This is a genomic window from Natrinema salaciae, from assembly GCF_900110865.1.
GTDB lineage: Archaea > Halobacteriota > Halobacteria > Halobacteriales > Natrialbaceae > Natrinema > Natrinema salaciae.
Window position 1 is genome coordinate 544,461 of sequence record NZ_FOFD01000001.1, and the last position, 25,912, is coordinate 570,372.

A 25,912-nucleotide genomic window follows, 5' to 3' on the forward strand; every position below is an offset into this window, starting at 1 on the left:
CGCCCGCGACGGCCGATACAGACCGACGTTCAGCCCGTCGGCCCACGGTTCGCCGGCGAGACCCAGCAGGAGCAGCGAGCGGCCGAGCAACTCGACGTTCGTGAGGGAGTGGCTCGTCTCGGTTTGCCGTTGCTCCACGGGGACCGTCCAGCAGTCGTGCACGAACGGCGCGGCGACGAGGAGTTCCGCACGCGGCCCGCCCAATTCTGTCGTCTGCGAAAGAACTATATCTACATCCGACCTCTCTATGGGGGAGCATCACATGAACAAGCACTTCGACGACAGCCGATACTACCTCGCCCGCGCCGCCGAACACGCCCGCCTCGGCGTGACCGAGTCCCTCGAGGGACCCGCCGCTCGCGTTCGAACGCTCCTCGGACGAGAGCCCGACCCCGAGCCGGATCGCGTCGACGGCGTCCTGGAAGACGTCACAGCCCTCGAGCGACGGCTCGAAACGCGCGCTCGCGGCGCGATGGGGTCGGTTCGCGCACGAGTCGCGACCGGGCGCTCGAGCGAGGGCGATGGCCGTCGGTGAAAGGAAGTCTTAAGTCGAACGCACGGGAATCCCCTCGTGCGGGTTGGTGATCTAGTCCGGTTATGATACCTCCTTCACACGGAGGAAGTCGGCAGTTCAAATCTGCCCCAACCCATCCGCTCGGTTCCCTCGCGTGAAGTAGTAAACCCCCAGAGGGCGGCGTATCCGTCTTGCACCCCTCCAGCAATTCACTGAGTCGCTTCCCAATTCTGTGTGAAATCGCAGTACGGCGTCCCGGTATCCAATAAGTAGTGCTGGGTACGCTAGAAGGCATGTTTATGAGCGAAAATATCCGCCTTCTTCTGGTACTTCTATGAATTAGCGATGTTCCTACGGTTGATGCTGTCTACCTCAAGAGATCAACTCGATATCTACAGCATTGAGGTGGATGAGAAACAGCCCGAACTTCTTGTGAATCCGTTCGTTATTAGAAGAGGGATTGGAGACTACCGATAACTTAGCTCGTCAACAGGCTTCTGAATTATATCAAACACTTCCCTCGCACGGAAGACACGGTTTCTACTCTGACCGGTAATCTCCTCTAAGACTCCATCTTCTTCCAGCTGTTTCACTGCATTATTTGCTGTCCTATATGTCATACCAAGTGCATCTTCTGCTTCGTTAACAGTGAGATATGGTTTTGTGAATATCTCCGTCGAGAGCTGTGAAACAGAATTTGCCCCATCTTGATATCTGTCTCGGTATTCATCTCGTAGGTCAAGCAACTCAGAAGCCCTACTAAATGCCTCTTTCGCCTGTTGAGAGATTCCTTTCAAGAAGAAAATCAACCATTCTTTCCACGCGCTATCTCGACTCACAGCCAGTAATCTGTCTGTGTATTCGTCCCGGTTGCGGTTAAAATAGGAACTTGGGTACAAGTATGGTTCTGGTAAGAGTTCGTCATTACACATCATTAGCATGATGAGAAGTCGCCCCATTCTACCGTTACCGTCTCGGAAAGGATGAATCGTCTCAAACTGATAGTGAACTAATCCAATGTCAATCAGGGGCTGGTAGCTGCCTCCGGTTCGAATATATGTTTCCAAATTTTGCATCGCATAAGGAACTACAGAAGGTGGTGACGGTACGAATCGTGCTTCTCCCCCGCGACCTCCGATATACACCTGCGTATCTCGGAACTCCCCAGGTTTTTTATCTCCGCCGCGGACGCCACTCATCAACGTATTATGCAGGTTTCGAACGAGTTCAAGATCGATACCGTTTTCCAGTTCTTCGATTCCCTGAAAAACGGCTCTGACATAGTTATGAACCTCTCTCAGTTCATTACGGCTAGCTCCAGAGGAACTATTTTCTCGTCCTGCTTCATATTCATACACGTCTGAAAGTGTGACTCGAGTCCCCTCTATTTCAGACGAAACAACCGCCTCTTTGTAGATGAACGGACTGATTAGCATACTTGGATTTTCGACACGCCTTCCAACTCCACTAAGTTGACCTACATTGGTTGCTGCCTCTGTGAAGACATCCAATAATTCGTCCTCCAGACGTATCTCTGGAGGAAGTGGGTCCGGCTTGAATGCGATATCACCTCCAGAATTCACTAATTCTCCGGATATTTCTCCGGATTGAAAACGGTCTACGTTCATGCATTCTATCAAAATGGGGGGCTCATATTAAACTGTTTTGCGTATAGGTACAATATGGCCCCGAATATCTCCGCTATATTGTACCGCTCCTTCGATCAGGTACAATTAGGAAGTGGTGCTGTGTGGTACCTAATAGAGAGAAGATATGTTGAAGCGTATTCCGAGTGAGTACAATAAGCGGTACAATGACGAAGTGTGTTGAAGCGTATTCCGAGTGAGTACAATAAGCGGTACAATGAAGAAGTGTGTTGAAGCGTATTCCAAGTGAGTACAATAAGCGGTATAATGACGAAGTGTGTTGAAGCGTATTCCGAGTGAGTACAATAAGCGGTATAATGACGAAGTGTGTTGAAGCGCATTCCGAGTGAGTGTGAACGTCTGATGGTTAGTCTGAAATCATAGAAAATTCTTCAGAAGGTTTTACTGAAGATCTTTCATTCAGAATCTACGAGGCATCGAACATCCCTTTCTCTCGGCAAACCTCGTAGACGGCCGACGTCGTCAGGGTCCGCTGGCGCTCGTCGTCGAGCCGACGGTACGTCTCGAAAATGATCGCCGGTGTGTCGAGGTCTGCACCGACCTTGTGCTTGAGCATGCGTTCGGTGCCGTCTTCACCAGCCGTCGCTCCCGTGAAATTGTATTCTGGGTTACTGATGAAGGTCTCGTTGAGATACGACTGAAGGTCGCGTCGGTACTGATCGGCCTCGCCTGCGTTCGTCGCGAAGATACCCTGTCCGACTCCGTCCCCCTCATCCCACTTGTACAGACCACTGGAACTGTGGAGGTCCAACAGGAAATCGATGTTCTCCTCGGTCACGACGTTCCAGATCCCTCGTGCGAGCGGTGACCACGGAGCTTGACCAGCGGGGAACTCCCGGTTCAAATCTTGTACGTTGCCTTTCCCGCTGCGGTCGAATCCCCGAGTACCGTTCCTGATAGCGGGTTTGCAGGCCTCCGGAAGCACGACCAGCCTGCCGCTCTCGATGCTCCACTGGGCGATTCTCGCCGCCGAATCGTATCCGGCTGGTTCGTCGCCGTGCATCCCGCCGACGACCATGACCGTCGGTCCGACCGATTGCCCGTCGATGACGTGAACTGTCGTCTCTTCGGGCAAGCCTTCCTGGATCTTGTAACTCCATCGCGAGGGCGAGGCAGCCGCGGCGGAACCACCGGCAGCCGTCAGTGTTCCCAGACCCGTCACCACGGTGGCACCGGCCGTGCCGAGGCCCTTCATGTACGTTCGCCGGTTTAGTTGGTGGTTTCCACGATCCGTATCGTTCGACGCGAATGGTTGCCGCACATCATTCATTCCAGAGGAGAGCATATATAAATCCTATGAACATTCTCTTAATTAAGAATTTACACGATCCGTATCGTTCTGCGCAAATGGTTGCCACACATCATTTATTCTAGAGGGAAGCAAATGTGAATGCGATGAATACTCCTCTAATTTGAGATTATCAAGAAGAGGTTGACGAGTGGAAGCGGAAGGGGCGGTCACTTTTGTCCCAGCTTTGGGACACGAACGGCAGAGACGGAAACGTCCCAGATAATGATAGAAACACCCTCTGAAATCGGTTTCTCCGTGGAATAGTGATTCCCCGGAACGGCCACAACAGCCGGATCATTGACTACATACCAGCAGCGGCCCGGACGATGCACACCGGTTTGCTTGGAAAAATCAACCAGCAGTTCGTCTCTACACGAGGTTTTAAAGCATATAGAATTATCCCCAAAAAGGGAGTGAGTGACTCACGACCAATCGATACACGATGGTAGAACCGAATACGTCACGGCTGACTCGAGGGAGCCCCAGATCGCGCACCACGTTGCTGCTACGATCCTGCCCCCTCTTCGATCGAGTCCTCTCGCCGACGACGTTTAAGCCGATCGGCGTGGTAGAGTGCCGTATGTACCGACTCCAGTGTGACAGCTGCGATCTCGAGCGCGAACGGACGAACTGGGCCGACGCGAACAGGGAGGCCAGCGATCACGAAGCCAAATACGCCGACCACTGGGTGAGCATCGTCGACGTGCGGGAGGTCTGAGCCGTCGGGGTCGACGAGGTCGACGGGACGAAAGTGCGCCTCGCCGAGCCCGTGCCATCGGGCGGTGCGTCTGCCTACTCCTCGAGCGGCCCCGAATCGGCGAGCGCGGCCGACAGGATCGCCGTGTGAACCGTTCGGCTGTCCGTCTCCTGGATCGTGGCGGCCGCCTGGAAGCGTTCGCGGGCGCGGGTTACCGTCTGCGGGTCGGCAGCGAGGTGTGCGAGGACGAACGCGTCGGCGTCGACCCGCCGAGCGGCCTCGAAGTCGGCCTCGTCGTACAGCGTGGCGAACGCGGCGACCACGGCCGAGACGAGCCGATCGGTCGCGTCGGCACCGGGGTCGCCCGCGGGGAGCGTGGATACCGACGGATCGAAATAGTTCCCGTAGTCGACGACGCCGGCCTCCTCGTACAGGAACGTCTCGAGCGCATCGAAGACGGCCTCGGAAACGTAGACGCCGAACAGCTTGTACCGATCGTCTGCGGTCATGATTGGAACTCCGTGCCGCTACGCCTCGACCGTACCGTCTCGAGTACTATAAATCGCGGTCCACTCACGGCCGTGCGTCGGCGGCCGATCCGGCCCCTGACCGGTCGCGCCACACCGCGTAGCCGTACCCGACCGCGACCGCGAGCCCGTAGCTGCCGGCGAGAAACGGGAGCCAGTAGACCCAGAGCTTGTAGGCCGGCGCGATCGCGTTGCCGATCGCGGTCCCGATCACGTAGAGCAGGTAGCCGGGAAGCGCCAGCGGCGTCATGAGCGACGTCTCGAACCAGCCGAGCGCGAACGGAACGACCAGGACACCGTACGCGGCGAGCGTCGCGCAACTCGTGAGCGCGCGCCGAACCGTCGGCATCATGGCGATCCCTCCGCGAGCAGACCGTGCAACGACAGTACCTTCGCCGTCGCCAGTCGCGCGAGTTCGTTTCTCGCCTCCTGGTCGAGCAGGAACTCGGTCGTTTCGAAGAGGTAGCCGGTCGCCTCGAGATCCCGGATCGCTTTCTGGAAGAGTAACGACCCCGACGAGTTGGTCGGTTGTGCCGTCACCCTGTGGAGCGGCATGTACCAGGGGATGGCGACGTCGTTGAGATAGTCCGCGATTTCGTTGCCGTGTGCGTCCGACGAGTGAAAGATCGCTTGACCGACGTACTCCGTGTGGACGCCGTCGATCCCGAGCGATCGGTGGAGATCGAGGACGGTATCGGGCGCGTGGCGCTCGACGGCGTTCCAGATGCCCCGCGCGAGTTCGCTCGTCGGCTCGCTACCGACCGGAAAGTGACGGTTCAGGTCGCCGGCGGGACCCTCGCGCGTGTCGTTCTCGACCGCGATGCGGTTGGTCTCGGGGACCACGACGAGCGTTCCCTGATCGGGAGCCCAGTCGGCGACCTCACGAGCGACCTCGATTCCGCTTCGTTCGTCGCCGTGGACGCCGCCGAAGACCATCGCCGTCGGTCCGTCCCGCGGCGCGTCCCGTTCGTACAGTGTGGTCTCGTGATGGGTGTCGGGGAGGATCGTCTCCGTCGACGTCGTCACCTCGCCGTCACCGTCGAACGTGCGAGCCGTCGATAGCAGTTCGTCGTCGCCTGATGGGCGACTCAGGATGCCAGCGAGGCCCGCTCCGACCGTGGCAGTACCACCGATCAACAGCTGCCGTCGTTTCATCATATCGACTACTGAGTAGCTCTGTAACGCAAGTTCTTATCGGTCCCGTATCGATTGTTGGAACGCCGACTGTTCGAGAATTCGAACGACGTTATGGGATTACAAAACGGTCACAGGTGCCGTCTGGTGGGTATTCGGTGGGACAGTTCTGGTCCATTTCCGATACTGTTCACGATACGCAACTGCCCAAAGTCTACTTAAGTCGTCTGAAGACAGCAAACAAAGGTTGCTGTTTATAGCTCCTGTGTCCGGAGGGGCGGACGAAATGCAGAACGAAATGCGCACACAGCGACGGAACGTCCTTGCAGCGACGGGGACGGTAGCACTGCTTGGCGTGGGTGGGGCTGCGGGGATCACAAGCGGGCAGACATCGTCAAATATCGCGAACGCGCCTGTCCCGGCGTCGCCGAACGACTACGCGTATCCGACGATGGGAGCCGACGATGCACCGACGGCGACGCTCTACGGAAATTTCAAGTGTCCGTACACGAAGGAGTTCGTCGGTCGGAACCTTCACGCAATTATCGACGAGTTCGTCGAGACGGGGCGTCTCAAGATTCAGTTCTACAATCTTGCATACGATCCGGGCAGTACCTCGTCGACGTTCATCTCGAGTAGCGACCCGCGTGCTGCGGCTATGGGAAACGGCGTCTGGGACGCGGACCCGGACAGCTATTGGCAGTTCTTCGCCGAAACGTTCGACGATCCGCTCGAGGGGGACGTCGACGGCGACGAACTCGCGTCACGAGCCCGGGCGGCTGGTGTCTCGAACGCGGACGAAATCGTCGAGCGGGTTCGAGCGGGCGAGTACGATGCCAACGTCGAGGCGATCAGTTCCGAGGCGGCGGCCGACGGCGTCACGTACACGCCCACGCTGGAACTCGCGGGAGAGACCACCTCGCCACGCCACGGAACGCAGGATACTCTCAACTGGATCGAAGCCCGTCTAGACGACGCACCGAACGAGACGGACGCTGCAAACGGTGAGGGATCGAGCGAGCAGTCGGAAGACGAATCCGACGACCAGGACTCGGCGGACGCGACCGAGTCCGACGAGCAGGCCGACGAACCGAACGGCGGACCGTCCGAGAGCGACGCTGGGTCGTCCGAGAGTAACGCGAGATCATCCTCATCCGGGAGCGACACCGGATCGTCCGAGACGGACGCCGACGTCATTCAAACCGAGACGAAGACCGAGGACGGCGGTGGAAACGCGACCTGGAACCAAAACGCGGAGTGCGAGGGTCCCTGGGACACGTCCGACCTCTGGGAACAGAAACAGGAGTGCTAACGTCATTCCCGATCACGTCGTCGACGGACGCGATATGGCTCGAGGACGGCGGACCGTGACCGGCGTCTCGAAGATCGGTGTGTCGGTGTGGATCAGGTGACCCCTCCTCGTCGGAAACGTCAGGGCTTCCCACGGCACCGCACCGCTGGTTTGGGATATTTGCTGGTTTGTAACCCGGTCGCCATGACACGGCTCGTATACGGTCCTACAAATGAGGGGTCGGTGTAGCGTTCGAGCGCCTCGTGAACAATTCGACAGAACTCGTCGGGATGTTGCTCGAGGGTGTTCAGTTCGGTCGCGCCCGCGCCGTGTTCCTGCTCCCGCTCGATGATTCGGCGATTGGACGCAACGCCGCCGGTCTCGGTCGCCGAACTCGTTTCGATCAACTTCCGGGGCGGCTCTAAGGCTTCGATCTGGGCGTTCGTGACCGCAAGCCGTTCGATCAGGACCCGTTGATTCAGGTCGCCGCGCTGATAGAACCACGCGAGTTTGCCCGCCACGTTCGCCGGCACTACCAGTCAGTGAAACGCAAGGAAGATAGCCGTCGGAATAATTCCTACGGGCGTTCTGCGGCCAATCTGCGGTCGCCGCGCACGACCTCAGCGGGGCTGGTCGGGACCGTCACGGTCGTCGATCTCGTCGGACGCGTCGGATTTGGTGCGAGTCATCGCGGTCGCGAGAGAGACGGTCCCGTACGCGACTGCGCGTCCGAGTTGCAGCTGCTGGCGCTGGAGCGCTACCTGTCCGGCGAGAGTGCTCCGAAACAGTTGTTGCTGGACGGCGAACGCCGTCGAAATGGGCGACGCCGTTCGCCGACCACCCTTCCTGCCATCGGTCGGTTCGCCATCCGAATCTCCGCGTCTGTCGCTGTCGACGCCGGGAACTGCCTCGGCGGGACGGCGATCGATACTCGAGTCGTCATCGGTGAGGATACGACGGTCGACGAGTTCGTCATCGTCCCCGGATCTGGGTTCCGCCCCGCCGATGGTCGCGGGATCGATGGCGGCAGCAGGTTCCCGATCGGGGTCGGTGACCGCCTCGAGATCGGTGCCGCGATCCAGTTCGCTGGCGAGATCTCGCTCCGCCGACGGGCTCGTGTCGGCGTTGCCGTCGGGTCCGTCGGAAGGGCCGCTCGCCGCGACCGATTCGATGCCGGTCCCCCGATCGAGTTCGTCGGCGAGGGTCCCCTCGTCGGACGGCGTCTCCGCGGCGTCGGCCGCTCCGTCGGAGTCGTCGGATCGAGCCGCCGACTCGATGTTGCGTCCGATGTCGAGTTCGGCCGTCAGACCCACGTCTTCGGTCGGATTCCGTTCGGCGCGATCGTCCATCCCGTCGCTGACGGCTTCGAGCGACTCGCTATCAGCGCGTCGAACGGATGCGTCGCTGCGGTCAGTCGCGGCCGATGGACTCTCACTGGTCGATTCGCCGTCGTCGCTCACCGGTAACCCGTCAGTGACGCCTCGCTCGTCCGTCAGATCCACGGTCGACGCGGCCTCGTCTGGTATCCCGGACCCGGTGGCCCCGTTCAGAGATTCGGTCTCCGTTTCACCGTCCGCTTCGGTCCGCGAAGGCTCCGTGGACCCGTCCCCGTCGCCGCGGTCGGACGACGCGTCGGTATCCGATCGCTCGTCGATCGAACTCGTCCCCGACTCGTCGTCGGCTCCGGCCGCATTCGACCGGTCGGTCGATTCGGTTTCGTCGGTTCCAGCGGTCCCTTCGACTCCGTCTCGCGCGTCGGTATCGACGACCTCGTCGGCCGTGATCGGATCGCCGAATCCGGATTCGGTGTCGGGTTCGTCGCTATCCGCTGCCGGATGCATCCGTTCCGTCCCATCCACGTCATCGGCGTCCGTCGTCCCCTCGGTCGGACGGGTTTCGTCGGTCGTATCTACCTCTCGGAGCGGATCTGCGGCTGGAGTTCGATCCGATTCGGCCGTCGACGTCGACGATTCGATTCCGCTCGCTTCCCCGGTGCGATCCGGATCTCGATCCACGATCGCGTCCGGTTCGGACGGGCCGGTATCGGACTCGAGCCGCCTCTCACGCGTCGACTCGCTCGAGTCCTCCCGCTCGCCGTCGTCGGTTCCCGCCCCCGCGGTCGGGTCCGCGGACTCCGATTCGAGCCGGATCACGTCGCCCGAGATCGACGCGACCGCGCTCTCGTGAATCCGCACGGTATCCTCGTGGGCTCGTTCCCAGCCGAGGGCCGCCCTGATCGAATCGATCACGCCGGATCGCGGCTCGACGGAGACCGTCTCGCCCTCGATCTCGGTGATGGTGCCGATCACGTCACCGTTCGCGTTCTCGACCGTTTTGTCGACGTCGGCCGGCGAAACCGTTGGACACATATTCGGTGATGGACGTGTTCGAGGCAAGCCAGTACTGCCTGCAACCGCGGGCCTCTCGCGGATCGGCCGCTGCCGGCCGCTGCGACGGGACCGACGCCGACCGGGCGACGCGAGACGCGGCGCTCGATCCGGGAGCGATCCCCCGTTCGGTTCGTGTCGTCCGGAAGCGACCGTCCTCGAGCGATCGTGCCGTGGTCGCCGGACCGCGTCGGTTCCGCCGTTCGATCCAGCCCCGCAGCTGCTCGAAGGCATGTTGAAACGGAAGACTGTGTGAGCGAGACGCTCGCATATCGTCCGTAAGCTGGCTATACCCCGTTATCGATCGTGACGTATCGCTGAGGTATAAAGCGTTTTACCGCTGAGAGTCGAAGCCTTGGCGTGGCTTCTCGAGTGCCGAATCCGCTCCGCTGGCTCCTGCTATCGATCGGGTCCCTGCTCTCGCGGGTCGGGGTCGTCGATCTCCGACGCGTCGAGCGGACCACCGATCTCGCCTGGCCGCGCATCGTCACCGGGCTCGCGCGGATGTCCAAGTCGGCGGCGGACGTGGCCATGGTCGGGGTCGCCCTCGGTCCGGCAGCGATCGCTGGCGTCGGATTCGCGACCCCGTTCTGGGCGATCGCGTTCGCGCTCGGCGGTGGGATCGCCGGCGCGACGATCAGTCTGGTCGCCCAGCGCTACGGTGCGCGGGCGACGGCGGAGCTCTCGCTCGCGGTGACGACGAGCGCGGTCGTCGTCGTCGCGGTCACCGTCCCCCTCGCGATCCTCTACTGGACGGTTCCGTCCCGGTTGATCGGGCTCGTCGCGGACGACGCCGCGTCGCTGGCCTACGGAACGGCGTACCTCCGGGTCGTCGCCGTGGGCGTCCCCTTCGCCGCGCTAAACCTGATCGCCAGCCGTACGCTCGTCGGGGCCGACGACGCGTGGACCCCGATGATCCTCCGAGCGGGCGGCGCGGTCGTCAACGTCGCCGTCAACGCCGTCCTGCTGTTCGTCCTCGAGCTCGGCGTCGTCGGCGCGGCGATCGGGACGGTACTGGCGAACGTCCTCGTGCTAGCGGCGTTCGTCACCGGGTTCACCGTCGGTCGGCTCCCCCTGATCGGCGAGTTCCCCGTGACGATCTCCCTCGGGCGACCGTTCACGACCCTGGAGAACGTTCGGGACGTGATCGACATCGGGACGCCGCTTGTGTTCACGAACGTCGCTCGACGGGCCGCGCAGTTCCCGATGCTCGCGATCGTCGCGCTGTTCGGACCGAACGTGGTGGCCGCGTACGTCGTGGCTCGCCGCGTCCGCGACCTGATGGACACCCCCGGCTGGGGCTTCTCGCTCGCGTCCAGCAGTCTGGTCGGGCAGGAGCTCGGCACCGGCGACGAAGGGGACGCCGACACCTACGGACGCGACGTGCTCTGGTTCGGGACCGCCGTCTATCTCTGTAGCGCGACCGTCGTCCTCGTCTTCGCCGAGCAGGTCGGCCGGCTCTTCGTCACCGACCCGTCGATCCTGCCGCTCGTGACCGCCTTCATCGTCGTCGCCTGCGTGAGCGTCGTGTTCCGCGGCGTCAGCGGCGGCGCGACCGGCCCCCTCCGCGCCAGCGGCGACACCCGCTGGCCGTTCTACGGCCAGGTGCTCGGACTGTACGTGTTCGCGCTCCCCGTCGCCGCCCTCGGTGCCGTCTCTGTTCCGATACCGGCCCTCGAGGCGGTCACGCCGCTGGGGATCGGTGCGCTCTACGCGGCCCTGATCCTCGAGACGCTCGTTCCCGCGGTCGTCACGTACTACCGGTTCGCCGCCGGTCACTGGAAGGTCATCAGTCGCGGCTATCGTCCCGAATCCGCACCGGGCGACTGAGCCGTCTCGGAACGGCGGGTTCGATCAGAGCAGATCGCCGCTGCCGCGCGCGGACGGGTTCCGCTCGATCGACGGAATCTCGCCCGTCTCGACGAGGCTCTTGAACCGCCGGAGCGACTGCTCGGCGGCCGTTTCGGGGAGGGTAGCCAGCCGCTGGAACACGGCGTCACCGAGTTCGCCGCCGGGCGGATCGAAGGCCAACTGAAGGGTCACCATCGTCCCACGGTCGCCCGGTGCCGGTCGGAAGCGCACGTCACCCGCGGCGGAAACCGTCGCCCCCTCGACGGACTCCCAGCGCAGGCGCTCGCCGGGTTCGTCGTCGACGATTTCCGTTTCCCAGGTCGGGTTCGGACCGCGAGGCAACTCGAGCGTCCAGCGGTGACGATCCTCGCCGGCTCCGGTCACCTCGGCGAACGGACCCATAATTCGCGTCAGCAGTTCGGGGTCGCGCCAGTACTGTGCGAGCTCGTCTGCGGGTGCCCCGACCGTGATCGATTGCTCTACCGTCACGGCGTCGGTCGGGACGCCGGCGTCGGCTCCACCGAAGCGTTCCGAGGCCATCGAGGCGAGCGCTCCGGCGGGACGGGAACGCCCGCTGACGCCGCGAGCGACCAGCCAGCCGCCGCCGATCGCCATCGCCGTGCCGACGAGGGAACGTCGCCTGAGACCCACAGTCACGAGGACGCTCCCGGTAACCGTCTCCACCAGCCGTCTCCCTCGACCGCCGGACCGATCCATCGCGGATCGGCTCCCTACGGTCGCTGCGCCGAGCAGTCCGTCGGGTATCGTCGCTGACACGGACTGGATCATGTTCGGTCAGGCCGGAAGAGCCGCTCGAGCGAGCGCACGTCGACGCCCCCCGTTCGTCCCGTTTTCGCGGTCTGTCTCGATCCCATCGTCGTCGATCGTATCGGTGTCATCGAGGAACAATTCACACGACAAGCAGGATGTGGGTGCCATTGTAACTTTCAACTGCAAATGCAACGCCGTTTGCCTGCCAGCCGGCTGAACGGGAGATAGCGCGGTACGAAGCGAGTATCCGCCGGCGGGTATCGGTAATACTCGAGCGGGCCGTTCGTCCTGCTCGCAACCCAACCGACACCCACTGACGACGGATGAGTTATAACTATCAGATACCATATTATGAAATAATTTAGCCATATGCGTCGAAGCCGACGATGTCGATCGCCTCGAGTCGCTAACACAGCTACTTCTCGGAACCGGATCATCACCGGTACAACTGGCCACGATGGCGAGTTTGGTGATTGACCCCCGATTCGATCGAGCGACGTTCCGTTTCCGAATCGAGGATCGATTCGCTCGCTACCGACCGGTTGTGAGCGGCCAATCGACGAAATGCGCCGGTAGAACCGTAAATCACTGCGATCGCCGACCGAGATCGATACGGAAGTCGTTCGTTCCTCTTAAAATGAAAGATAGTAGGTAGAATGGATGTATTATAATATAATGCATGTTTCGCCGAGCGCGTCTCGTCGGTCGTCCCACTGTCTCGATCGAACTCGAATCCCGCGGGCGTTCGCCGAGGCGGAACCCGGTCTCGGTGGACCCCGGGACCTAGATCTCCTGGACGTACGTGTACGACTCCTCGAGCGCTTCCGCGTCCTCCCGGAGCAGGGCGACGACGAGGCAGTCGACGTACTCCTCGAAGTACTCGACGAGGTCCGCGATTCGGTTCGAGTCGATGGCCTCGAGCGAATCCAGCAGCATGAACGGGACGACCTCGTGCACGTCGTGGACCAGATAGCCGGCGAGCGCGAAGACCAGTCCCGTCACTTCGCGTTCGCTCTCCGAGAGGTGATCGACAGTGTCCTCGTAGGTCCGTCCGTCCGCGGTCGTCCGGACGATGTGCAGATCGAACGCCGTTCGAGAGACTTTTCGCCGACCCTCTCGGACCGTCTTCTCGCGCCGTTCGATCCAGATTCGATCGATGTTCCGGTACTCGAGGATCGACAGGATCGAGTCCATGTGCTCGTTGAACGCGTCGACGGCGTTGGCTTCGATCCGATCGACGCGCGTCCTGAGGTCGGTTAGCTCGTCCTCGAGCGTCTCCCGACGGTCCTCGAGGTCGCTCCGTTCGTCGACCGTCGCCTCGATCTCCTCGATTCGGCCCTCGACCTCGTCACGTTCGTCCTCGAGGTCCTCGAGTTCGAGTTCGAGCCGGTTCAGTTCGCGGTGGGTCTCGATGACGTCGCCGTATTCGGCGTTCTCGAACGTCTCGGCGTCCGATTCGAGCTCGTCGACGCGGGCCTGCTGCGCCTCCAGATCGGCCTCGAGCTCCTCGATGCGTCGCGATCGCCGCTCGAGTTCGTCCTCGATCGCCTCGAGTCGCGTTTCGATCTCCCCGCGTTTCTGGCGCCGCTCGCGGAGCTCCTTCCGACGAGCGGAGAGCTCGTCGATCTGATCCTGCAGTTCGCTTCGCTCGTCGAGTTTCGACTGCCGGAGCGATCGCAACCGGTCGAGCGTCGACTCGATCCGGTCGCGGTCGACCTGCGAGCCACACGTCCAGCAGACGACGTCGTTCGAGTCCGCGAGGAGCTGCTCGGTAATGTCGCCGTCGTCTCCGTCCCCATCGCTGGCGTCGGACGTCTCCTCGAGATCGAACTCGAAGCCATCGTCCGCGAGCCGCTCCTCGTTGAACCGGATCACGCTCTGGAGTTCACTGACGGTCGTGTCGAGCGACCGCTTTCGGGCCCGAAGCTCCTGAACGCGCCCCTCGAGTCGGTCCGGGGACTCCTGGGTATCGTCGAACGCCTCGAGTTCGGCCTCGAGTTCGTCGCGTTCCCGCTCGAGTTCGTCGTAGCTCTCCCGCTCGGTCTCGAGGTCGTACTCGATCGACTCGAGGTCCGTCCGGGCCGTCTGGAGATCGGCGAACGCCGACTCGATCTCCGCTTTCCGGGCGCGGCTGGCTTCCACGTCGAGATCGAACGCCTCGAGCTCGGCCTCGAGGGTCTCGATCCGCTCGGTCGTCGCTTCGATCTCGTCTTCGAGCGCGACGCGGTCCGCCTCGAGGTCGGGGAGTTCCGTATCGAGCTGGGCGAGTTCCTCGAGCCGATCGTCGAGTTCGCGCTTTTCGGCCTCGAGCATGCTGATCTCCGCTTCGATCTCGTCCGTATCGATCGGCTGCATGATGAGTTCCCGGAGATCGTCGCCGCGCCTGACGGCCCGCCGGGCCTCGTTGGACTCGAGCAGAAAGGCGAACAGATCGGGGAGTTCCGGATCGTCGAGATACGGGTCGCCGTCGAAGACGACCTCGCCGTTGCGCCGCTCGAGGTATCGCGTGTACTGCTCGTCGTCGAACTCCAGTTCGACGTGACCGGCGTCTGCGTCGCCTTTCAGTGAGGAGCGTCGGCTGCCCAGCGCCGCCATGATCGTCTGCAGGAACGAGGTCCGATTCGTCGCGTTCCGGCCGGTCAACACGTTCACGCCGGGCTGGAGAGTTACCTCAGTACTGTCGATACCGCCGATATTCTCCGCGAGGACGGTTATCGACGATGAAACTGACTCTGGAGATGACATAACAACCTCTTATCGGCGCGGGATATAAATGTTATTTGGTTGTGGCCGCAGCGGACACGCGACCGTCACGCGGCGTCCGCGCCGTCACAATCACAGCCGCCCTGATCGAGCAATTCGGCGATCGGGTAGTCGGCCCCGCAGTTCCCACAGATGGCTCGGACGTCGACGAACACCTCGTACTCCCGGTCGGTAATCTCGTCGGCATTACGCAGCTCGTCGAGCGTGGATTCGGTGATGACCTGCGTTCGGCCGGCGAGTCGCTGGACCGTCTCTTTCTTTCGTTCGACGCGGTCCTCGGCGTCCTCCTCCGGGAGGGAGGCGTCGCGAACGTTCGTGAGGTACGTGTAAATCGTCTGGTGGGTGACGAAGTTCGACCGAACCTCGTCGATGTCGACTCCCGATCGCTCGAGTTCGCGGCGCTTCCGGACCGTGTCGGATCGCGACACGTCGTCGTCCGTCAGGGTTCGATAGAGGGATTCGACGTCGGTATCCAGCACGGTGCCCTCCGCCTCGCGGACGGCGGCCCCGAGCACGGCCTGATTGAACGCGGTCGCGAGGTCCCGGAGACTCGTTCGCTCCGTCCCCTCGCCGGTCCACTCCGCCTCCAGTCGTTCGCCCCACTCCTCGAGGTCGTACTCGTCCATCACGCGCTCGACTTTCGTTCGTCGCCCGCCACTCGAGTCATCTGTCATACCGAATATCTCCGATGCTACCGGTACAAATGTTCCGATTGAAGCCGGTCGAAACCGCTCGTCGACGACGGACCCGTCCACAGACGCATCGCCCCCTCGTAACCGATACGTCGTCACCGGCTGCTATCGGATTCTTGACTGATAATAAAATATGAACGTTCGCAAAGTGGGGGAGAGGGAATAACTGGGACAACGGGCTGTTATCTGATGTATAAGTAATAAAATATTTTCGGCGATATCGGCGATATGTATATTATTTTAGTGAATAAAACAAGAACAAAAATTGGTGATCGAGACGACGGCTTCAGGCTAGGGGAGAGGGTGGCGAGGACGCCGCGCCGTCCGCCGAAAGCGAGCGACCAGTTACAGATATATGACTGTAAACCTTCGTCCGGTCGCTCAGTAGTGCCCGAACCGATCGACCGGTGGCAGGTGACTTCGGTAGGCGGGACCGAGCGGTTCGGCCACGTACGGACCCGTACGTTGACCTGGAGGTCGTGCCCAGTCTGCCTTCCGCCGGGCGACCGCCGTTTCCGATCCCTGAACCGTCCGCCGACCCCGTTCGGGCACAGGGCGATCGATCGGACCGCTCGAGCGACTGATTCCGGGCACACCGCCGGTTCTCGAGCGAACTACTGCACCGGTGAGTAGCGGATGGTCTCCGCCGTTATGCAGTATGGAACGCGTTTCGCACCACACGCCCGCCAAGCGATGTCAGATAGCGTTCGATTCGGTCCCGAAGCGAATACCGACGGCTGAGCCGTCGATCGGCCAGCCGTATTGCCGTCCGAACTGCGAGGGAGCAGTCCGCTCCATGCGGCGGCTGATGGCTCCCGACCCATGACGCATGTTTCCGATTAACGGACTATCGAGGACGCCCGTACACTTTTATCGATCCAGTAAAGACGTACGAACACGACAATGGACGAAGACGCGCTCGAGTATCACAGAACCGCTCCCCCGGGAAAGATCGAGATATCGACGACGAAGCCGACGAACACCCAGCGGGACCTCTCGCTCGCGTACTCGCCCGGGGTCGCCGCGCCGTGTCGGGAGATCGCCGCTGACGCGGGCGACGCCTACCAGTACACGACGAAGGGGAACCTCGTGGGCGTCGTCTCGAACGGCTCGGCCGTGCTCGGACTCGGCGACATCGGCGCGCAGGCCTCCAAACCGGTCATGGAGGGGAAGGGCGTCCTGTTCAAGCGCTTCGCCGACATCGACGTCTTCGACATCGAACTCGATCACGACGAGCCCGACGCGTTCGTCGAGTCGGTCGCCGCGATGGAGCCGACATTCGGCGGGGTCAACCTGGAGGACATCGCGGCACCGGACTGTTTCGCGATCGAGGAACGACTCCGCGAGCGCCTGTCGATCCCGGTGTTCCACGACGACCAGCACGGGACCGCCATCATCAGCGGTGCCGCGCTGCTCAACGCCGTCGACATTTCGGACAAGGACCTCGAGTCGCTCGAAGTGACGTTCGCCGGTGCGGGCGCGGCCGCGGTCGCGACGGCCCGATTCTACGTTTCACTGGGCGTCAGACGGGAGAACATCACGATGTGCGACATCGACGGCATCTTGACGCGGGAGCGGGCCGAATCCGGCGATCTGAACGAGTTCAACCGGGAGTTCGCCCGCGATCTGCCTGCGGGCGGACTCGCGGACGCGATAGCGGGTGCCGACGTGTTCGTCGGTCTCTCGGCCGGCGGCATCGTCAGTCAGGAGATGGTGCGCTCCATGGCCTCGGACCCGATCATCTTCGCGATGGCCAACCCGGAACCGGAGATCGGTTACGAGGCGGCGAAAGCCGCTCGCGACGACACGGTCATCATGGCGACGGGGCGGTCGGACTACCCCAATCAGGTCAACAACGTCCTCGGCTTCCCCTTTATCTTCCGCGGCGCACTCGACGTCCGCGCGACCGAGATCAACGAGGAAATGAAGGTCGCGGCGGCGATGGCTCTCGCCGATCTGGCCAAACAGGACGTCCCCGATTCGGTCGTCAAAGCGTACGGCGATCAGCCGCTCCAGTTCGGGCCCGACTACATCATTCCCAAACCCCTCGACGCCCGCGTCCTCTTCGAGGTCGCCCCAGCGGTCGCGCGGGCGGCGATCGAGTCCGGCGCGGCCCGCCGCGAACTCGACGTCGACGAGTACGTCGAACGCCTCGAGGCGCGGCTGGGCAAATCCCGCGAGATGATGCGGGTCGTGATCAACAAGGCGAAGTCCGATCCGAAGCGGATCGCGCTGGCCGAGGGGACCGACGAGACGATCGTCCGGGCGGCGGCACAGATCGTCGAACGGGGCATCGCGGAGCCGGTCCTGATCGGCGACGAGGACGAGATCCGCACCACGGTCGCCAACCTGGGCCTCGAGTTCGAACCGGAAGTCGTCGACCCCGAGAACGGGGCGTCAGTGGGGTACGCCGACCACCTCTACGAGCGCCGGAACCGCAACGGAATCACCCGCCGGGAAGCCGAATCGATGGTCCGCGACGATACCAACTACTTCGGTAGCGTCATGGTCGACCGCGGCGACGCCGACGCCATGCTCACCGGCCTGACGAACCACTATCCGTCGGCGCTGCGGCCGCCGCTGCAGGTGATCGGCACGGCCGCCGACGCCGACTACGCGGCCGGCGTCTACATGCTCACGTTCAAGAACCGCGTCATCTTCGTCGCCGACGCGACGGTCAATCAGGCCCCCGACGAGGACGTCCTCGAGGAAGTGACTCGCCACACCGCCGAACTCGCGCGCCGGTTCGACGTCGAGCCCCGCGCCGCCTTGCTCTCGTACTCGGACTTCGGCAGCGTCGACAACGAGGGAACGCGCAAGCCACGCGAGGCGGCCCGCCGCCTCCGTGCGGACCCCGATGTCGACTTCCCCGTCGACGGCGAGATGCAGGCCGACACCGCCGTCGTCGAGGAGATGCTGACCGGCACCTACGAGTTCAGCGACCTCGAGAAGCCCGCGAACGTGCTGGTCTTCCCCAATCTCGAAGCCGGCAACATCGGCTACAAGCTGCTCCAGCGGCTCGGCGGAGCCGACGCCATCGGACCGATGCTGGTCGGGATGGACGAGCCGGTCCACGTCCTCCAGCGCGGCGACGAGGTCAAGGACATCGTGAACCTCGCGGCCGTCGCGACCGTCGATGCGCAGGACGGCGGGTCCTGATCGGGAACTCGGCTGCCGTCGACGCACGTCGTTCGTGGCGAGTTCGTCCGATCACAGCAACTCGAAGGACCAGTGCTGGCTCGCGGCACCGTCCGGCGTCGACTGGATGACGTCCGCACCGTCGCCCGGGGATGCGACGTCGAGGACGAGACCACTGTTGACGTTCTCGATCGCGTAGGTTCCGTCGCCGTTGCCGTTCAAGAGCCACTTCTGCATGGGTTCGGCCCACCAGCCCCACTGGTGAACGCTCGTCCCCGGTATGGTCGAGCCGTCGAGAACGTCGGCCGCTCGGTTGCTGTTCTCGTTGACGAGCCGGTACTGGTCGCTGCCGAGGTACTCCACCCACCACCGCTGATTCGGACCGCCGTGCCAGACCACTGGACGACATTCGCGCCGTCGGTCGTCGCGGACTCGTACACCTCGAGGACGTTCCCCGTCGCCGCGTTCTCGATGCGATAGACCCCGTCCGAAACGGGACCCGTATCGCCGCTGTGGGGCATGCGACTCTGGTAACTGGGCGTCCCGTCGCCGGCCACGACCGGCCACCCGTCTTCCCACTCGATGCGGTCGGTCATGAGGATGCGGTTCCACGTGCCGTCGACGAACGCTGGTTCCCGGTCGTCGTAGGCGTGGTAGAACATCCACCAGTCGCCGGCCTCGTCCCGAATCGCGGTGTTATGGCCGGGCGCAGTGAACCGGTCGTTGCCCGAGAGGAGTGCGACGCCACTGTTGTGTTCGTTTCGGTCGCGCAGGTCCGTTCCGTTCTGGTTGACGTACGGGCCAGTGAACGACGTCGATCGACCGACTTCGACCGAATACGTGCTGTCGTACCCCTCACAGCAGTACCCCGTGGAGTAGAACAGGTAGTAGTAGCCGTCGCGCTCGAGAACGGTCCGATTCCAGGGACGACTCGACTCGTGATCTGGCGTCCAATCGCGCGCAATATTTCAAATCAAATAAATGGTACTTATAGATAAGTATCTACTAATAGATATTTAGGTGCTGTGATTTGAATGCCAGTTCTGCCTCGGCTGGGCTCCGATGGATTCATCCGTCTCGATCGAGGTGCGTACTTCTACCGTCTCTGTCCCATATGGCGCTTATCTCTCCTTTTTCACTGCTTCCCGAATGGACGCTACCAATTGAACGGGTGGTCCAACGCCCTATCGAACGTACGCGGCATCATAGCCGTTTTATCCGGCACAGAGGCCGATATTCCGGGCGAGAGTCTCGTTCCGTGCCGAGTCCGAGATCGGGTGCGAAACTGGATCGAATCGCTTCGAAGGCGGCCGCTCGAACCTGCTATATCAAAAATAGAAGTAGTAGTTCAGACAGATGTATCCACATAGTGGTGGCTTCAGATACGGATACCACGACCGTTCGAGCGACGGCACACGAAAATCGGATGTGTCAGCGAGGCACCATTTCGAGCGCGACGGCTCGATCGGTGTCGGCCGGCCGACTCGCCGCGAATTAGAGGACGAACCCGCCGACCATCGCGAGGACGAAGAGGGCCGCGACGATCGCGAGCGCCTCGAATCGGTATCCGAACCGACTCCAGGTCCGGCGTTCCGAAGACGACACCGAGGAGGCCGCCGACGGCCACGACTCGGATCGCGACGGCGTAGAGAACGCGTACAGCGGCTCCGTTATGGGGTTACAGACGTCACGAACGCGCGTAAATCCCGGGCGAAGCGGTCGACGTTCCGACGGGTCGGACGGCTGCGGCTCAAATCGCGAGCGAGGAACCGGGCGGACCGCTATTGGAGGTCGCCTCGAGCAGGGCGCGATCGGAGCGGGGAACCCGTGGCTGCTGTGCGAGGACGGCCTCCCCGCCACGGAGCGGGTGATCGACGAAGCCCGTCGTCGGCGTCGGTCTCGAGGTCGTCCAGATCGATTCTGTCAGTCATCGTCGGTCACCGCCGCAGTACCGTCGGGCCGGTCCGGATCGCGATCGTCGTCGGGCTCGGAGACCGGCGTCGCATCGTCGAGCGCGCTCTCGAGGTCGAGCCGCCGGATCGTCTCCCGCGTCGGCCGGCCCGCCTCGTCCCAGCCTCGATAGCGGTAGTAGCGCTCGAGCAGCGCCCGAAACCGCTCGGGCTCGAGCGCGTTTCCGGGTTCGGCGCTCGGTGCCGCACCGTCCGGAGCCGTCTCGCACGTCCCGTCCTCGGGCGACTCGAGCAACGCGTCCGGCAGCGCGTCGTCGGTGCGATCGAACCCCTCGCGGACGTTGAAGAGGCGGACGAGCGTCCAGATCCGCTCGCCGGCGGTCGCGAGCGCTTCGCGGTCGTACTCGCGGCCCACCGCCGCGAGCCACTCCGCGCCGAGATCCTCGGTCAGCGCCTCCTCGAGGAAGTCGTCGGCGATCAGGCTCCAGAGGACGGCCCGCCGGTTCTGTTCGCCGACGATGGCCGCGACCCTGGCGGCGTCGTCGGGCCACGGCCGACCGATGGCCTCGGACTCGACCGGCCGCGCGCGGCGGTGACAGGCACCCCGATCGCTCGTCGCGTAGGCCAGCGCCATCGTCTCGGCACCGCGCGGGTCGTACGACGAGCAGTCCATCCCCTTGACGGTCGGGATCAGGTTCTCGCCCCCGAACTCGTCGGCGGCCGCCTCGATTCCGTCGGCGAGCGCGTCGCCGAGGGGCGTCGCTCGCGTCGCGATGTCGCGGATCAGCGCTCGGGCCGCGTCCTCGTCGCCGAAGGAGAGGTCCCGCTCGAGCAGGCCCGCCTGGCTCGCTCGAACCGCCCAGGCGACGGCGTTGCCCGCGGTGATGACGTCCATCGCGAGGCGATCGCAGAGCGCGCCGAGCGCGGCCACGGCGTCGAAGTCGTCGATGCCGAGCCCGGCCCCGAGCACGATCGGCGTCGCACCGCGCGGGACGGTGTCGCCCTCGTCGCTCTCGACGCGGAAGCCGCCGGGGACCGCCTCGCCCTCCCGCTCGCGTCCGTGCGAACACTCGCGGGCCGCCTCGATACCGATCTCGCTCGCGCCGTCGAACCGGCTCGCCTGCCACCCCCGCGTCGGTAACGCGCCCACCGCGTTCGCGAAGTCGATCGTCTCGAGGGTGGCGCTCGCGGACTGCCAGCGCCCCGTCTCGCTCTCGGCGAACGCGTCCTCGGTGCGCTCGCGAAGGGCCTCGTGGCCGGTCGGTGGTTCACCGCGGGCGACGACCGCTTTGAGCCCCTTCGACCCCATGACCGTTCCCGCACCGCCCCGACCCGCGTGGTGGTCGCCCCCGTCGGAGGCGATCGTCGCGTACCGCACGCCGCGTTCGCCCGCAGGACCGATGCAGGCGACGGCGGCGTCCGGAAACGCCGCGCAGGTCTCGGCCGCGTCCGCACCCCAGTGATCGCCCGCGGGCTCGAGTCGGGCGCCCCCCTCCGCGACCTCGAGAACGGCGGGTTCGTCCGCGCTGCCGGTCACGAGAATCCCCAGGTGTGTTTTCAGCGACCCGGCGAGTCGACGGGGAAACGAGCCGCCGCCGTAGGAATCGAGAAACGCCCCCGTGAGCGGCGACTTCGTGATCGCCGCGTACCGCGCCTCGCCCGGTATCAGTCCGGACACCGGGCCGAGCGCGAACAGGAGCGCGTTGTCGGCCGAGAGCGGGTCCGTTCCCGGCTCGAGTTCCGCGTACAGGTACCTCGCACCGAGGCCCTTCCCGCCGACGTACCGCTCGAGCCACGCCGCCGGTACCCGTTCGCTGGTCACGGATCGCGCCGTGAGGTCGACCCGGAGGAGGCGTGGCGGATCGTCGGGTGACATCGACCGACACGTACGGGACGTGCGGGCTTTAACCGTTCCCCGAGTCCGTGAACGAGAGTGGAATTTCCGGATCGGAACGAAGCGACGAACTGAATGGGGTCGTGACCGAGGCGACTCGATCGGCGATTCTAGTCCTGTCGCCCGACTATACGATACTCGGACAATACGACGATTTCCTGCAAAAGTTGCGTGCGCATCCGCGTGGGACGGTCGAGTATGCGGATGGAACTCGGGGCCTGTAAACGGGACCAGACGCGCCAGGACGTGACGGTCGAACTCTCCGCCGAAAGCGCGGACGTGCTCACGTAGCTGGCAGCCGGAAAACCGCCGGCAGACGGGCGAAATTTTGGGCGCACCGCACATACTTTTGTACTATCCCTTTGAAACACTGACCAATGCGAGCAGCCGTACTCGAAGAACATGGCGAACCGCTCGCGGTCAGAGACGTCGACTACCCGGACCCGGGTCCGGATCAGGTCGTCGTCGAAACCGAGGCGTGCGGGATCTGTCGCAGCGACTGGCACGCCTGGCAGGGCGACTGGAGCTGGATCGGTGCCGGCGTTCCGGAAGGGCAGATCCTCGGCCACGAACCCGCCGGCGTCGTGTCGGCGGTCGGTGAAGACGTCGAAACCCTCGAGGAGGGCGACCGCGTGGCGGTGCCGTTCCACCTCGGCGACGGGACCTGCACACACTGCCGCGACGGCCGGGCGAACAACTGCGAGACGGTGCTTCCGCTCGGCCTGTCGGAGTACGCCCCCGGCGCGTTCGCCGAGGCGTTCCCCGTTCGGGAAGCGGACTTCAACTGCGTCAAACTCCCCGACGAAGTCGACTTCGCCGAGATGGCCGGACTGGGCTGTCGGTTCATGACGGCCTACCACGCGCTGGCCGACCGCGCCGACCTCCGCCCCGGCGACTGGGTCGCCGTCCACGGCTGTGGCGGCGTCGGCCTCTCGGCGATCCACATCGCGCAGGCGCTCGGCGCACACCCGATCGCGATCGACGTCCTCGACAGCAAACTCGAGCGCGCGACGGAACTCGGTGCGGTCGAGACGATCAACGGCGCCGAGGTCGACAGCGCGCCACAGGCGGTCAAAGCGATCACCGACGGCGGTGCGGACGTCTCGATCGACGCGCTGGGCATCGCGGAGACCTGCCAGAACTCGGTCAACAGCCTCGGAACGCGGGGCAGTCACGTCCAGGTCGGACTGACGACCGGGGAAGAACAGGGCCAGATCGACCTCCCCGTCGACATCATGACGATGCAGGAGATCGACTTCCACGGCTCCTTCGGCATGCCGCTGGTCCGCTACGAGGAACTGTTCCGCCTGATCGCACAGGGTACCCTCGAACCGAGCAAGATCATCGGGCAGACGCTGTCGCTCGAGGAGGCACCCGAGACGCTGGCCTCGATGGACGACTACGAGACGGTCGGCATTCCGGTCATCACGGAGTTCTGAGCGTCGAACCGGGTCGAAAACGACCGAGCCGTTTTCGTCCGAGGCGGGTCGCTGGCCGTCGGCTTCGGACCGTGCGAGAGTCAGCGAGCCGTCGCTAGCGGATCAGGTTCCGTGAAACCCGGGCGGGGCGGGAGCCGCCCTGGGCGTGAGAGACATGAGCGTACTCGAAGCGGGGGCGAGTCCACATCCGAGCGATCCGGGCACGAACGCACGCAATCGGCCGGTTCGCGCGCCGGTACGGCCAAGCGCGTACCCGGCGGGGTGTTCTCCCCGCAGGGCGGTCAATGGCCGACTCGGATATTGTTATGCGGCCGCTTGGCGGCCGGTAGCGACTCCGAACTTCCCGCAGGCAGCGTCTACGCCGCCCGTAGCCCCGTGCTACGGCCCGACGAATCACGCGACTCTCGCTCGATCCCGCTCGTCAGGCGAGCGTCCGGTCGACGTACTCGAGGATGTTTTCCGACTCCGGCATCGTCACGCCACGGTCGTCGTCGACGAGAACGGGAACCGCTCGCTGGCCGGAGACTCGTTTGACGTCGTTCCGACCCGAGTGCAGCGCCGGCACCTCCTCGCGATCGTACTCGATGTCCAGTTCGTCGAGCCGGTCGGTGACGGCCTCGCAGTACGGACACCCCTCGAGGACGTACATCGTGATATCTGTTGCCATACCGTCCGCTTCGGCGCGAGGACGGAAAGGCGTAGCGGCGATTCGAGACGACGGGACGGTGGCGGAACCGAAGCCCGCTGCTTGCCCACGACGACTCTAGAGGGATACCCCTGGAGTCCGTTCCGAACCGTATGAGCGACGGCGCTGTGCCACGCCAGATTCGTCTCGGTATCGTCGGCCTCGGATACATCGGAACCACCGTCGGTGGGCAGTTCCACCGCCACCCCGACGCGACCGTTCGCGCCATCTGCGACCTCGACGCGGATCGCCTCGAGGGGATCGGCCGAGAGTTCGACGTGTCCGGCGACCGTCGGTACACCGAGTACGCGGCCATGCTCGAGGACGCGTCGCTCGACGCGGTCCTCGTCGGGACGCCCCACACCCTCCACTACGACCAGGTCCTCGCTGCCCTCGCACACGGCTGTCACGTCTACTGCGACAAGCCGCTGACGACCGATCTCGAGCGCGGCCGCGACCTCGCGGCGCGAGCCGAGGACAGCGACCGGGTCGTGATGGTCGGCTACCAGCGACACCTGCAGCAGGCGTTCCGAACGGCCCGCGAGCGGTTCGCCGACCGCGAGCCGACGTGGCTGACCGCCTCGATCACGCAGGACTGGATCGACGACTCGTGGGGGACCTGGCGGCTCGACCCGGAGCTATCGGGCGGCGGGTTCCTGTACGATACGGGGAGTCACGTCCTCGACGGCGTCCTCTGGACGACCGGCCTCGAGCCGGTCTCCGTCGCGGCGAGTATGGACTTCCACGACGACGCGGCGCGGGTCGACCGACGCGCACACCTCGACGTGGCGTTCGAAAACGGTGCGACGGGAACGTTCTCCTTTCACGGCGATGCCCCGTCAGTCCGCGAGCACGTCCACCTGTGGGACGACGAGGGAGCGGTCTATCTCGAGGGCACGCAGTGGGGGTCCCGAGAGGTCACCGAGATCGATTCCGACGCCGGGGAGCACGTCCCGTACATCGACCCTCGCGACGAACGGTCCCGCGCCGAGGCATTCGTCGAGAGCGTCCGGGAGGGGATCGAGCCGCCGGCGACGGCTCGAGACGCGCTTCGAGTGACGGCGCTGACGGAAGCGGCGTACGAAGCGGCGAGAACGGGCGACCGCGTCGCCGTCGACCGCTGATACCGATCGGAACTCGACTCTCGACTGTCGCCGAGACTGCGACTCGCGAGACGGCGTTCGCTCCCGGTCGGGACGGGCGAGCGGTGACCCCGGAACCGACCGGAATAAGCGACGGTATAACCCGCTTGTTGCAGCCG

19 protein-coding genes, 1 tRNA gene and 2 pseudogenes are annotated in these 25,912 nt (G+C 63.7%); 8 read left to right on the forward strand and 14 right to left on the reverse strand.

Features of this window, described 5'->3' with window-relative positions; genetic code table 11:
• Positions 1–262 precede the first annotated feature (262 nt).
• The gene (locus tag BMX07_RS02675) at positions 263–535 is read left to right on the forward strand and encodes a DUF7553 family protein (RefSeq protein ID WP_090613334.1); all 273 of its coding nucleotides are present in this window, start codon (positions 263–265) and stop codon (positions 533–535) included.
• Between the two features lie 40 nt (positions 536–575).
• A tRNA-Val gene (locus BMX07_RS02680) sits at positions 576–650 on the forward strand.
• Positions 651–981: 331 nt separating this feature from the next.
• Here the strand turns inward: BMX07_RS02680 and BMX07_RS02685 are convergent.
• Positions 982–2,142 (reverse strand): Fic family protein, encoded by a 1,161-nt coding sequence (locus BMX07_RS02685; RefSeq protein ID WP_090613339.1) that lies wholly within the window; start codon positions 2,140–2,142, stop codon positions 982–984.
• A gap of 445 nt (positions 2,143–2,587) precedes the next feature.
• A complete protein-coding gene (locus tag BMX07_RS02690; RefSeq protein ID WP_175480018.1) occupies positions 2,588–3,376 on the reverse strand; it encodes a succinylglutamate desuccinylase/aspartoacylase family protein in 789 nt (262 codons plus the stop codon).
• Between the two features lie 676 nt (positions 3,377–4,052).
• On the opposite strand from BMX07_RS02690, the gene BMX07_RS24140 reads away from it, so the two are divergent.
• Positions 4,053–4,190 (forward strand): hypothetical protein, encoded by a 138-nt coding sequence (locus BMX07_RS24140; protein WP_175480019.1) that lies wholly within the window; start codon positions 4,053–4,055, stop codon positions 4,188–4,190.
• Positions 4,191–4,264: 74 nt separating this feature from the next.
• Here the strand turns inward: BMX07_RS24140 and BMX07_RS02695 are convergent, their stop codons facing one another.
• From BMX07_RS02695 to BMX07_RS02705, 3 genes are all read right to left on the reverse strand, one after another.
• A complete protein-coding gene (locus BMX07_RS02695) occupies positions 4,265–4,678 on the reverse strand; it encodes a hypothetical protein (RefSeq protein WP_090613347.1) in 414 nt (137 codons plus the stop codon).
• Positions 4,679–4,742: 64 nt separating this feature from the next.
• A complete protein-coding gene (locus tag BMX07_RS02700; RefSeq protein WP_090613351.1) occupies positions 4,743–5,048 on the reverse strand; it encodes a hypothetical protein in 306 nt (101 codons plus the stop codon).
• Positions 5,045–5,851: a succinylglutamate desuccinylase/aspartoacylase family protein gene (locus tag BMX07_RS02705; RefSeq protein ID WP_090614806.1), complete on the reverse strand. Its 807-nt coding sequence runs from the start codon at positions 5,849–5,851 to the stop codon at positions 5,045–5,047. The genes BMX07_RS02700 and BMX07_RS02705 overlap by 4 nt, the downstream gene beginning before the upstream one ends.
• 265 nt (positions 5,852–6,116) lie before the next feature.
• On the opposite strand from BMX07_RS02705, the gene BMX07_RS02710 reads away from it, so the two are divergent.
• Positions 6,117–7,142, forward strand: coding sequence for a DsbA family protein (locus tag BMX07_RS02710; RefSeq protein ID WP_090613355.1), 1,026 nt, complete (start codon positions 6,117–6,119; stop codon positions 7,140–7,142).
• 119 nt (positions 7,143–7,261) lie between these two features.
• Here the strand turns inward: BMX07_RS02710 and BMX07_RS02715 are convergent, their stop codons facing one another.
• Positions 7,262–7,654, reverse strand: coding sequence for a hypothetical protein (locus BMX07_RS02715; protein WP_245742028.1), 393 nt, complete (start codon positions 7,652–7,654; stop codon positions 7,262–7,264).
• Positions 7,655–7,741: 87 nt separating this feature from the next.
• Complete coding sequence (locus BMX07_RS02720; RefSeq protein WP_090613358.1) at positions 7,742–9,490, reverse strand: hypothetical protein; 1,749 nt, start codon at positions 9,488–9,490, stop codon at positions 7,742–7,744.
• A 390-nt stretch (positions 9,491–9,880) separates the two neighbouring features.
• On the opposite strand from BMX07_RS02720, the gene BMX07_RS02730 reads away from it, so the two are divergent.
• Positions 9,881–11,338, forward strand: a complete 1,458-nt coding sequence (locus BMX07_RS02730; protein ID WP_090613366.1) for an MATE family efflux transporter — start codon at positions 9,881–9,883, stop codon at positions 11,336–11,338.
• A gap of 24 nt (positions 11,339–11,362) precedes the next feature.
• Here BMX07_RS02730 and BMX07_RS02735 read toward each other — a convergent pair whose 3' ends face one another.
• The 3 genes from BMX07_RS02735 to rdfA all read right to left on the reverse strand — a co-directional run bounded on the left by BMX07_RS02735 (position 11,363) and on the right by rdfA (position 15,567).
• Positions 11,363–12,043 (reverse strand): SRPBCC family protein, encoded by a 681-nt coding sequence (locus BMX07_RS02735; RefSeq protein WP_245742029.1) that lies wholly within the window; start codon positions 12,041–12,043, stop codon positions 11,363–11,365.
• Between the two features lie 870 nt (positions 12,044–12,913).
• On the reverse strand, positions 12,914–14,875 hold the full coding sequence (locus BMX07_RS02740) for an archaea-specific SMC-related protein (protein ID WP_090613375.1): 1,962 nt from the start codon (positions 14,873–14,875) through the stop codon (positions 12,914–12,916).
• Between the two features lie 65 nt (positions 14,876–14,940).
• The gene (rdfA, locus tag BMX07_RS02745) at positions 14,941–15,567 is read right to left on the reverse strand and encodes a rod-determining factor RdfA (protein ID WP_175480020.1); all 627 of its coding nucleotides are present in this window, start codon (positions 15,565–15,567) and stop codon (positions 14,941–14,943) included.
• A gap of 921 nt (positions 15,568–16,488) precedes the next feature.
• On the opposite strand from rdfA, the gene BMX07_RS02750 reads away from it, so the two are divergent.
• A complete protein-coding gene (locus tag BMX07_RS02750) occupies positions 16,489–18,744 on the forward strand; it encodes an NADP-dependent malic enzyme (protein ID WP_090613378.1) in 2,256 nt (751 codons plus the stop codon).
• A 51-nt stretch (positions 18,745–18,795) separates the two neighbouring features.
• On the opposite strand, the pseudogene BMX07_RS25585 reads toward BMX07_RS02750, so the two are convergent.
• The 3 genes and pseudogenes from BMX07_RS25585 to BMX07_RS02765 all read right to left on the reverse strand — a co-directional run bounded on the left by BMX07_RS25585 (position 18,796) and on the right by BMX07_RS02765 (position 22,509).
• A pseudogene (locus BMX07_RS25585) lies at positions 18,796–19,319 on the reverse strand (RICIN domain-containing protein).
• Positions 19,320–19,343: 24 nt separating this feature from the next.
• A pseudogene (locus tag BMX07_RS25590) lies at positions 19,344–19,688 on the reverse strand (family 43 glycosylhydrolase); the annotation flags it as partial.
• Between the two features lie 958 nt (positions 19,689–20,646).
• Positions 20,647–22,509 carry an aldehyde ferredoxin oxidoreductase family protein gene (locus tag BMX07_RS02765; protein WP_090613390.1) on the reverse strand — a complete coding sequence of 621 codons (1,863 nt, stop codon included), beginning with the start codon at positions 22,507–22,509 and terminating at the stop codon, positions 20,647–20,649.
• Between the two features lie 395 nt (positions 22,510–22,904).
• Here BMX07_RS02765 and BMX07_RS02770 point away from each other — a divergent pair, with 395 nt between their 5' ends.
• Positions 22,905–23,966: a zinc-dependent alcohol dehydrogenase family protein gene (locus tag BMX07_RS02770; protein ID WP_090613395.1), complete on the forward strand. Its 1,062-nt coding sequence runs from the start codon at positions 22,905–22,907 to the stop codon at positions 23,964–23,966.
• Positions 23,967–24,387: 421 nt separating this feature from the next.
• Here BMX07_RS02770 and BMX07_RS02775 read toward each other — a convergent pair whose 3' ends face one another.
• Complete coding sequence (locus BMX07_RS02775) at positions 24,388–24,633, reverse strand: glutaredoxin family protein (RefSeq protein WP_090613399.1); 246 nt, start codon at positions 24,631–24,633, stop codon at positions 24,388–24,390.
• 131 nt (positions 24,634–24,764) lie between these two features.
• On the opposite strand from BMX07_RS02775, the gene BMX07_RS02780 reads away from it, so the two are divergent.
• Positions 24,765–25,775, forward strand: a complete 1,011-nt coding sequence (locus BMX07_RS02780) for a Gfo/Idh/MocA family protein (protein ID WP_090613403.1) — start codon at positions 24,765–24,767, stop codon at positions 25,773–25,775.
• The last annotated feature ends 137 nt before the right edge of the window (positions 25,776–25,912 follow it).

Bases quoted from the DNA above. Each gene is read 5' to 3' on its own strand.
- BMX07_RS02675 (WP_090613334.1), top strand. From the start codon at position 263: ATGAACAAGCACTTCGACGACAGCCGATACTACCTCGCCCGCGCCGCC.
- BMX07_RS02685 (WP_090613339.1), bottom strand. From the start codon at position 2,142: ATGAACGTAGACCGTTTTCAATCCGGAGAAATATCCGGAGAATTAGTG.
- BMX07_RS02690 (WP_175480018.1), bottom strand. From the start codon at position 3,376: ATGAAGGGCCTCGGCACGGCCGGTGCCACCGTGGTGACGGGTCTGGGA.
- BMX07_RS24140 (WP_175480019.1), top strand. From the start codon at position 4,053: ATGTACCGACTCCAGTGTGACAGCTGCGATCTCGAGCGCGAACGGACG.
- BMX07_RS02695 (WP_090613347.1), bottom strand. From the start codon at position 4,678: ATGACCGCAGACGATCGGTACAAGCTGTTCGGCGTCTACGTTTCCGAG.
- BMX07_RS02700 (WP_090613351.1), bottom strand. From the start codon at position 5,048: ATGATGCCGACGGTTCGGCGCGCGCTCACGAGTTGCGCGACGCTCGCC.
- BMX07_RS02705 (WP_090614806.1), bottom strand. From the start codon at position 5,851: ATGAAACGACGGCAGCTGTTGATCGGTGGTACTGCCACGGTCGGAGCG.
- BMX07_RS02710 (WP_090613355.1), top strand. From the start codon at position 6,117: ATGCAGAACGAAATGCGCACACAGCGACGGAACGTCCTTGCAGCGACG.
- BMX07_RS02720 (WP_090613358.1), bottom strand. From the start codon at position 9,490: ATGTGTCCAACGGTTTCGCCGGCCGACGTCGACAAAACGGTCGAGAAC.
- BMX07_RS02740 (WP_090613375.1), bottom strand. From the start codon at position 14,875: ATGTCATCTCCAGAGTCAGTTTCATCGTCGATAACCGTCCTCGCGGAG.
- rdfA (WP_175480020.1), bottom strand. From the start codon at position 15,567: ATGACAGATGACTCGAGTGGCGGGCGACGAACGAAAGTCGAGCGCGTG.
- BMX07_RS02750 (WP_090613378.1), top strand. From the start codon at position 16,489: ATGGACGAAGACGCGCTCGAGTATCACAGAACCGCTCCCCCGGGAAAG.
- BMX07_RS02765 (WP_090613390.1), bottom strand. From the start codon at position 22,509: ATGTCACCCGACGATCCGCCACGCCTCCTCCGGGTCGACCTCACGGCG.
- BMX07_RS02770 (WP_090613395.1), top strand. From the start codon at position 22,905: ATGCGAGCAGCCGTACTCGAAGAACATGGCGAACCGCTCGCGGTCAGA.
- BMX07_RS02775 (WP_090613399.1), bottom strand. From the start codon at position 24,633: ATGGCAACAGATATCACGATGTACGTCCTCGAGGGGTGTCCGTACTGC.
- BMX07_RS02780 (WP_090613403.1), top strand. From the start codon at position 24,765: ATGAGCGACGGCGCTGTGCCACGCCAGATTCGTCTCGGTATCGTCGGC.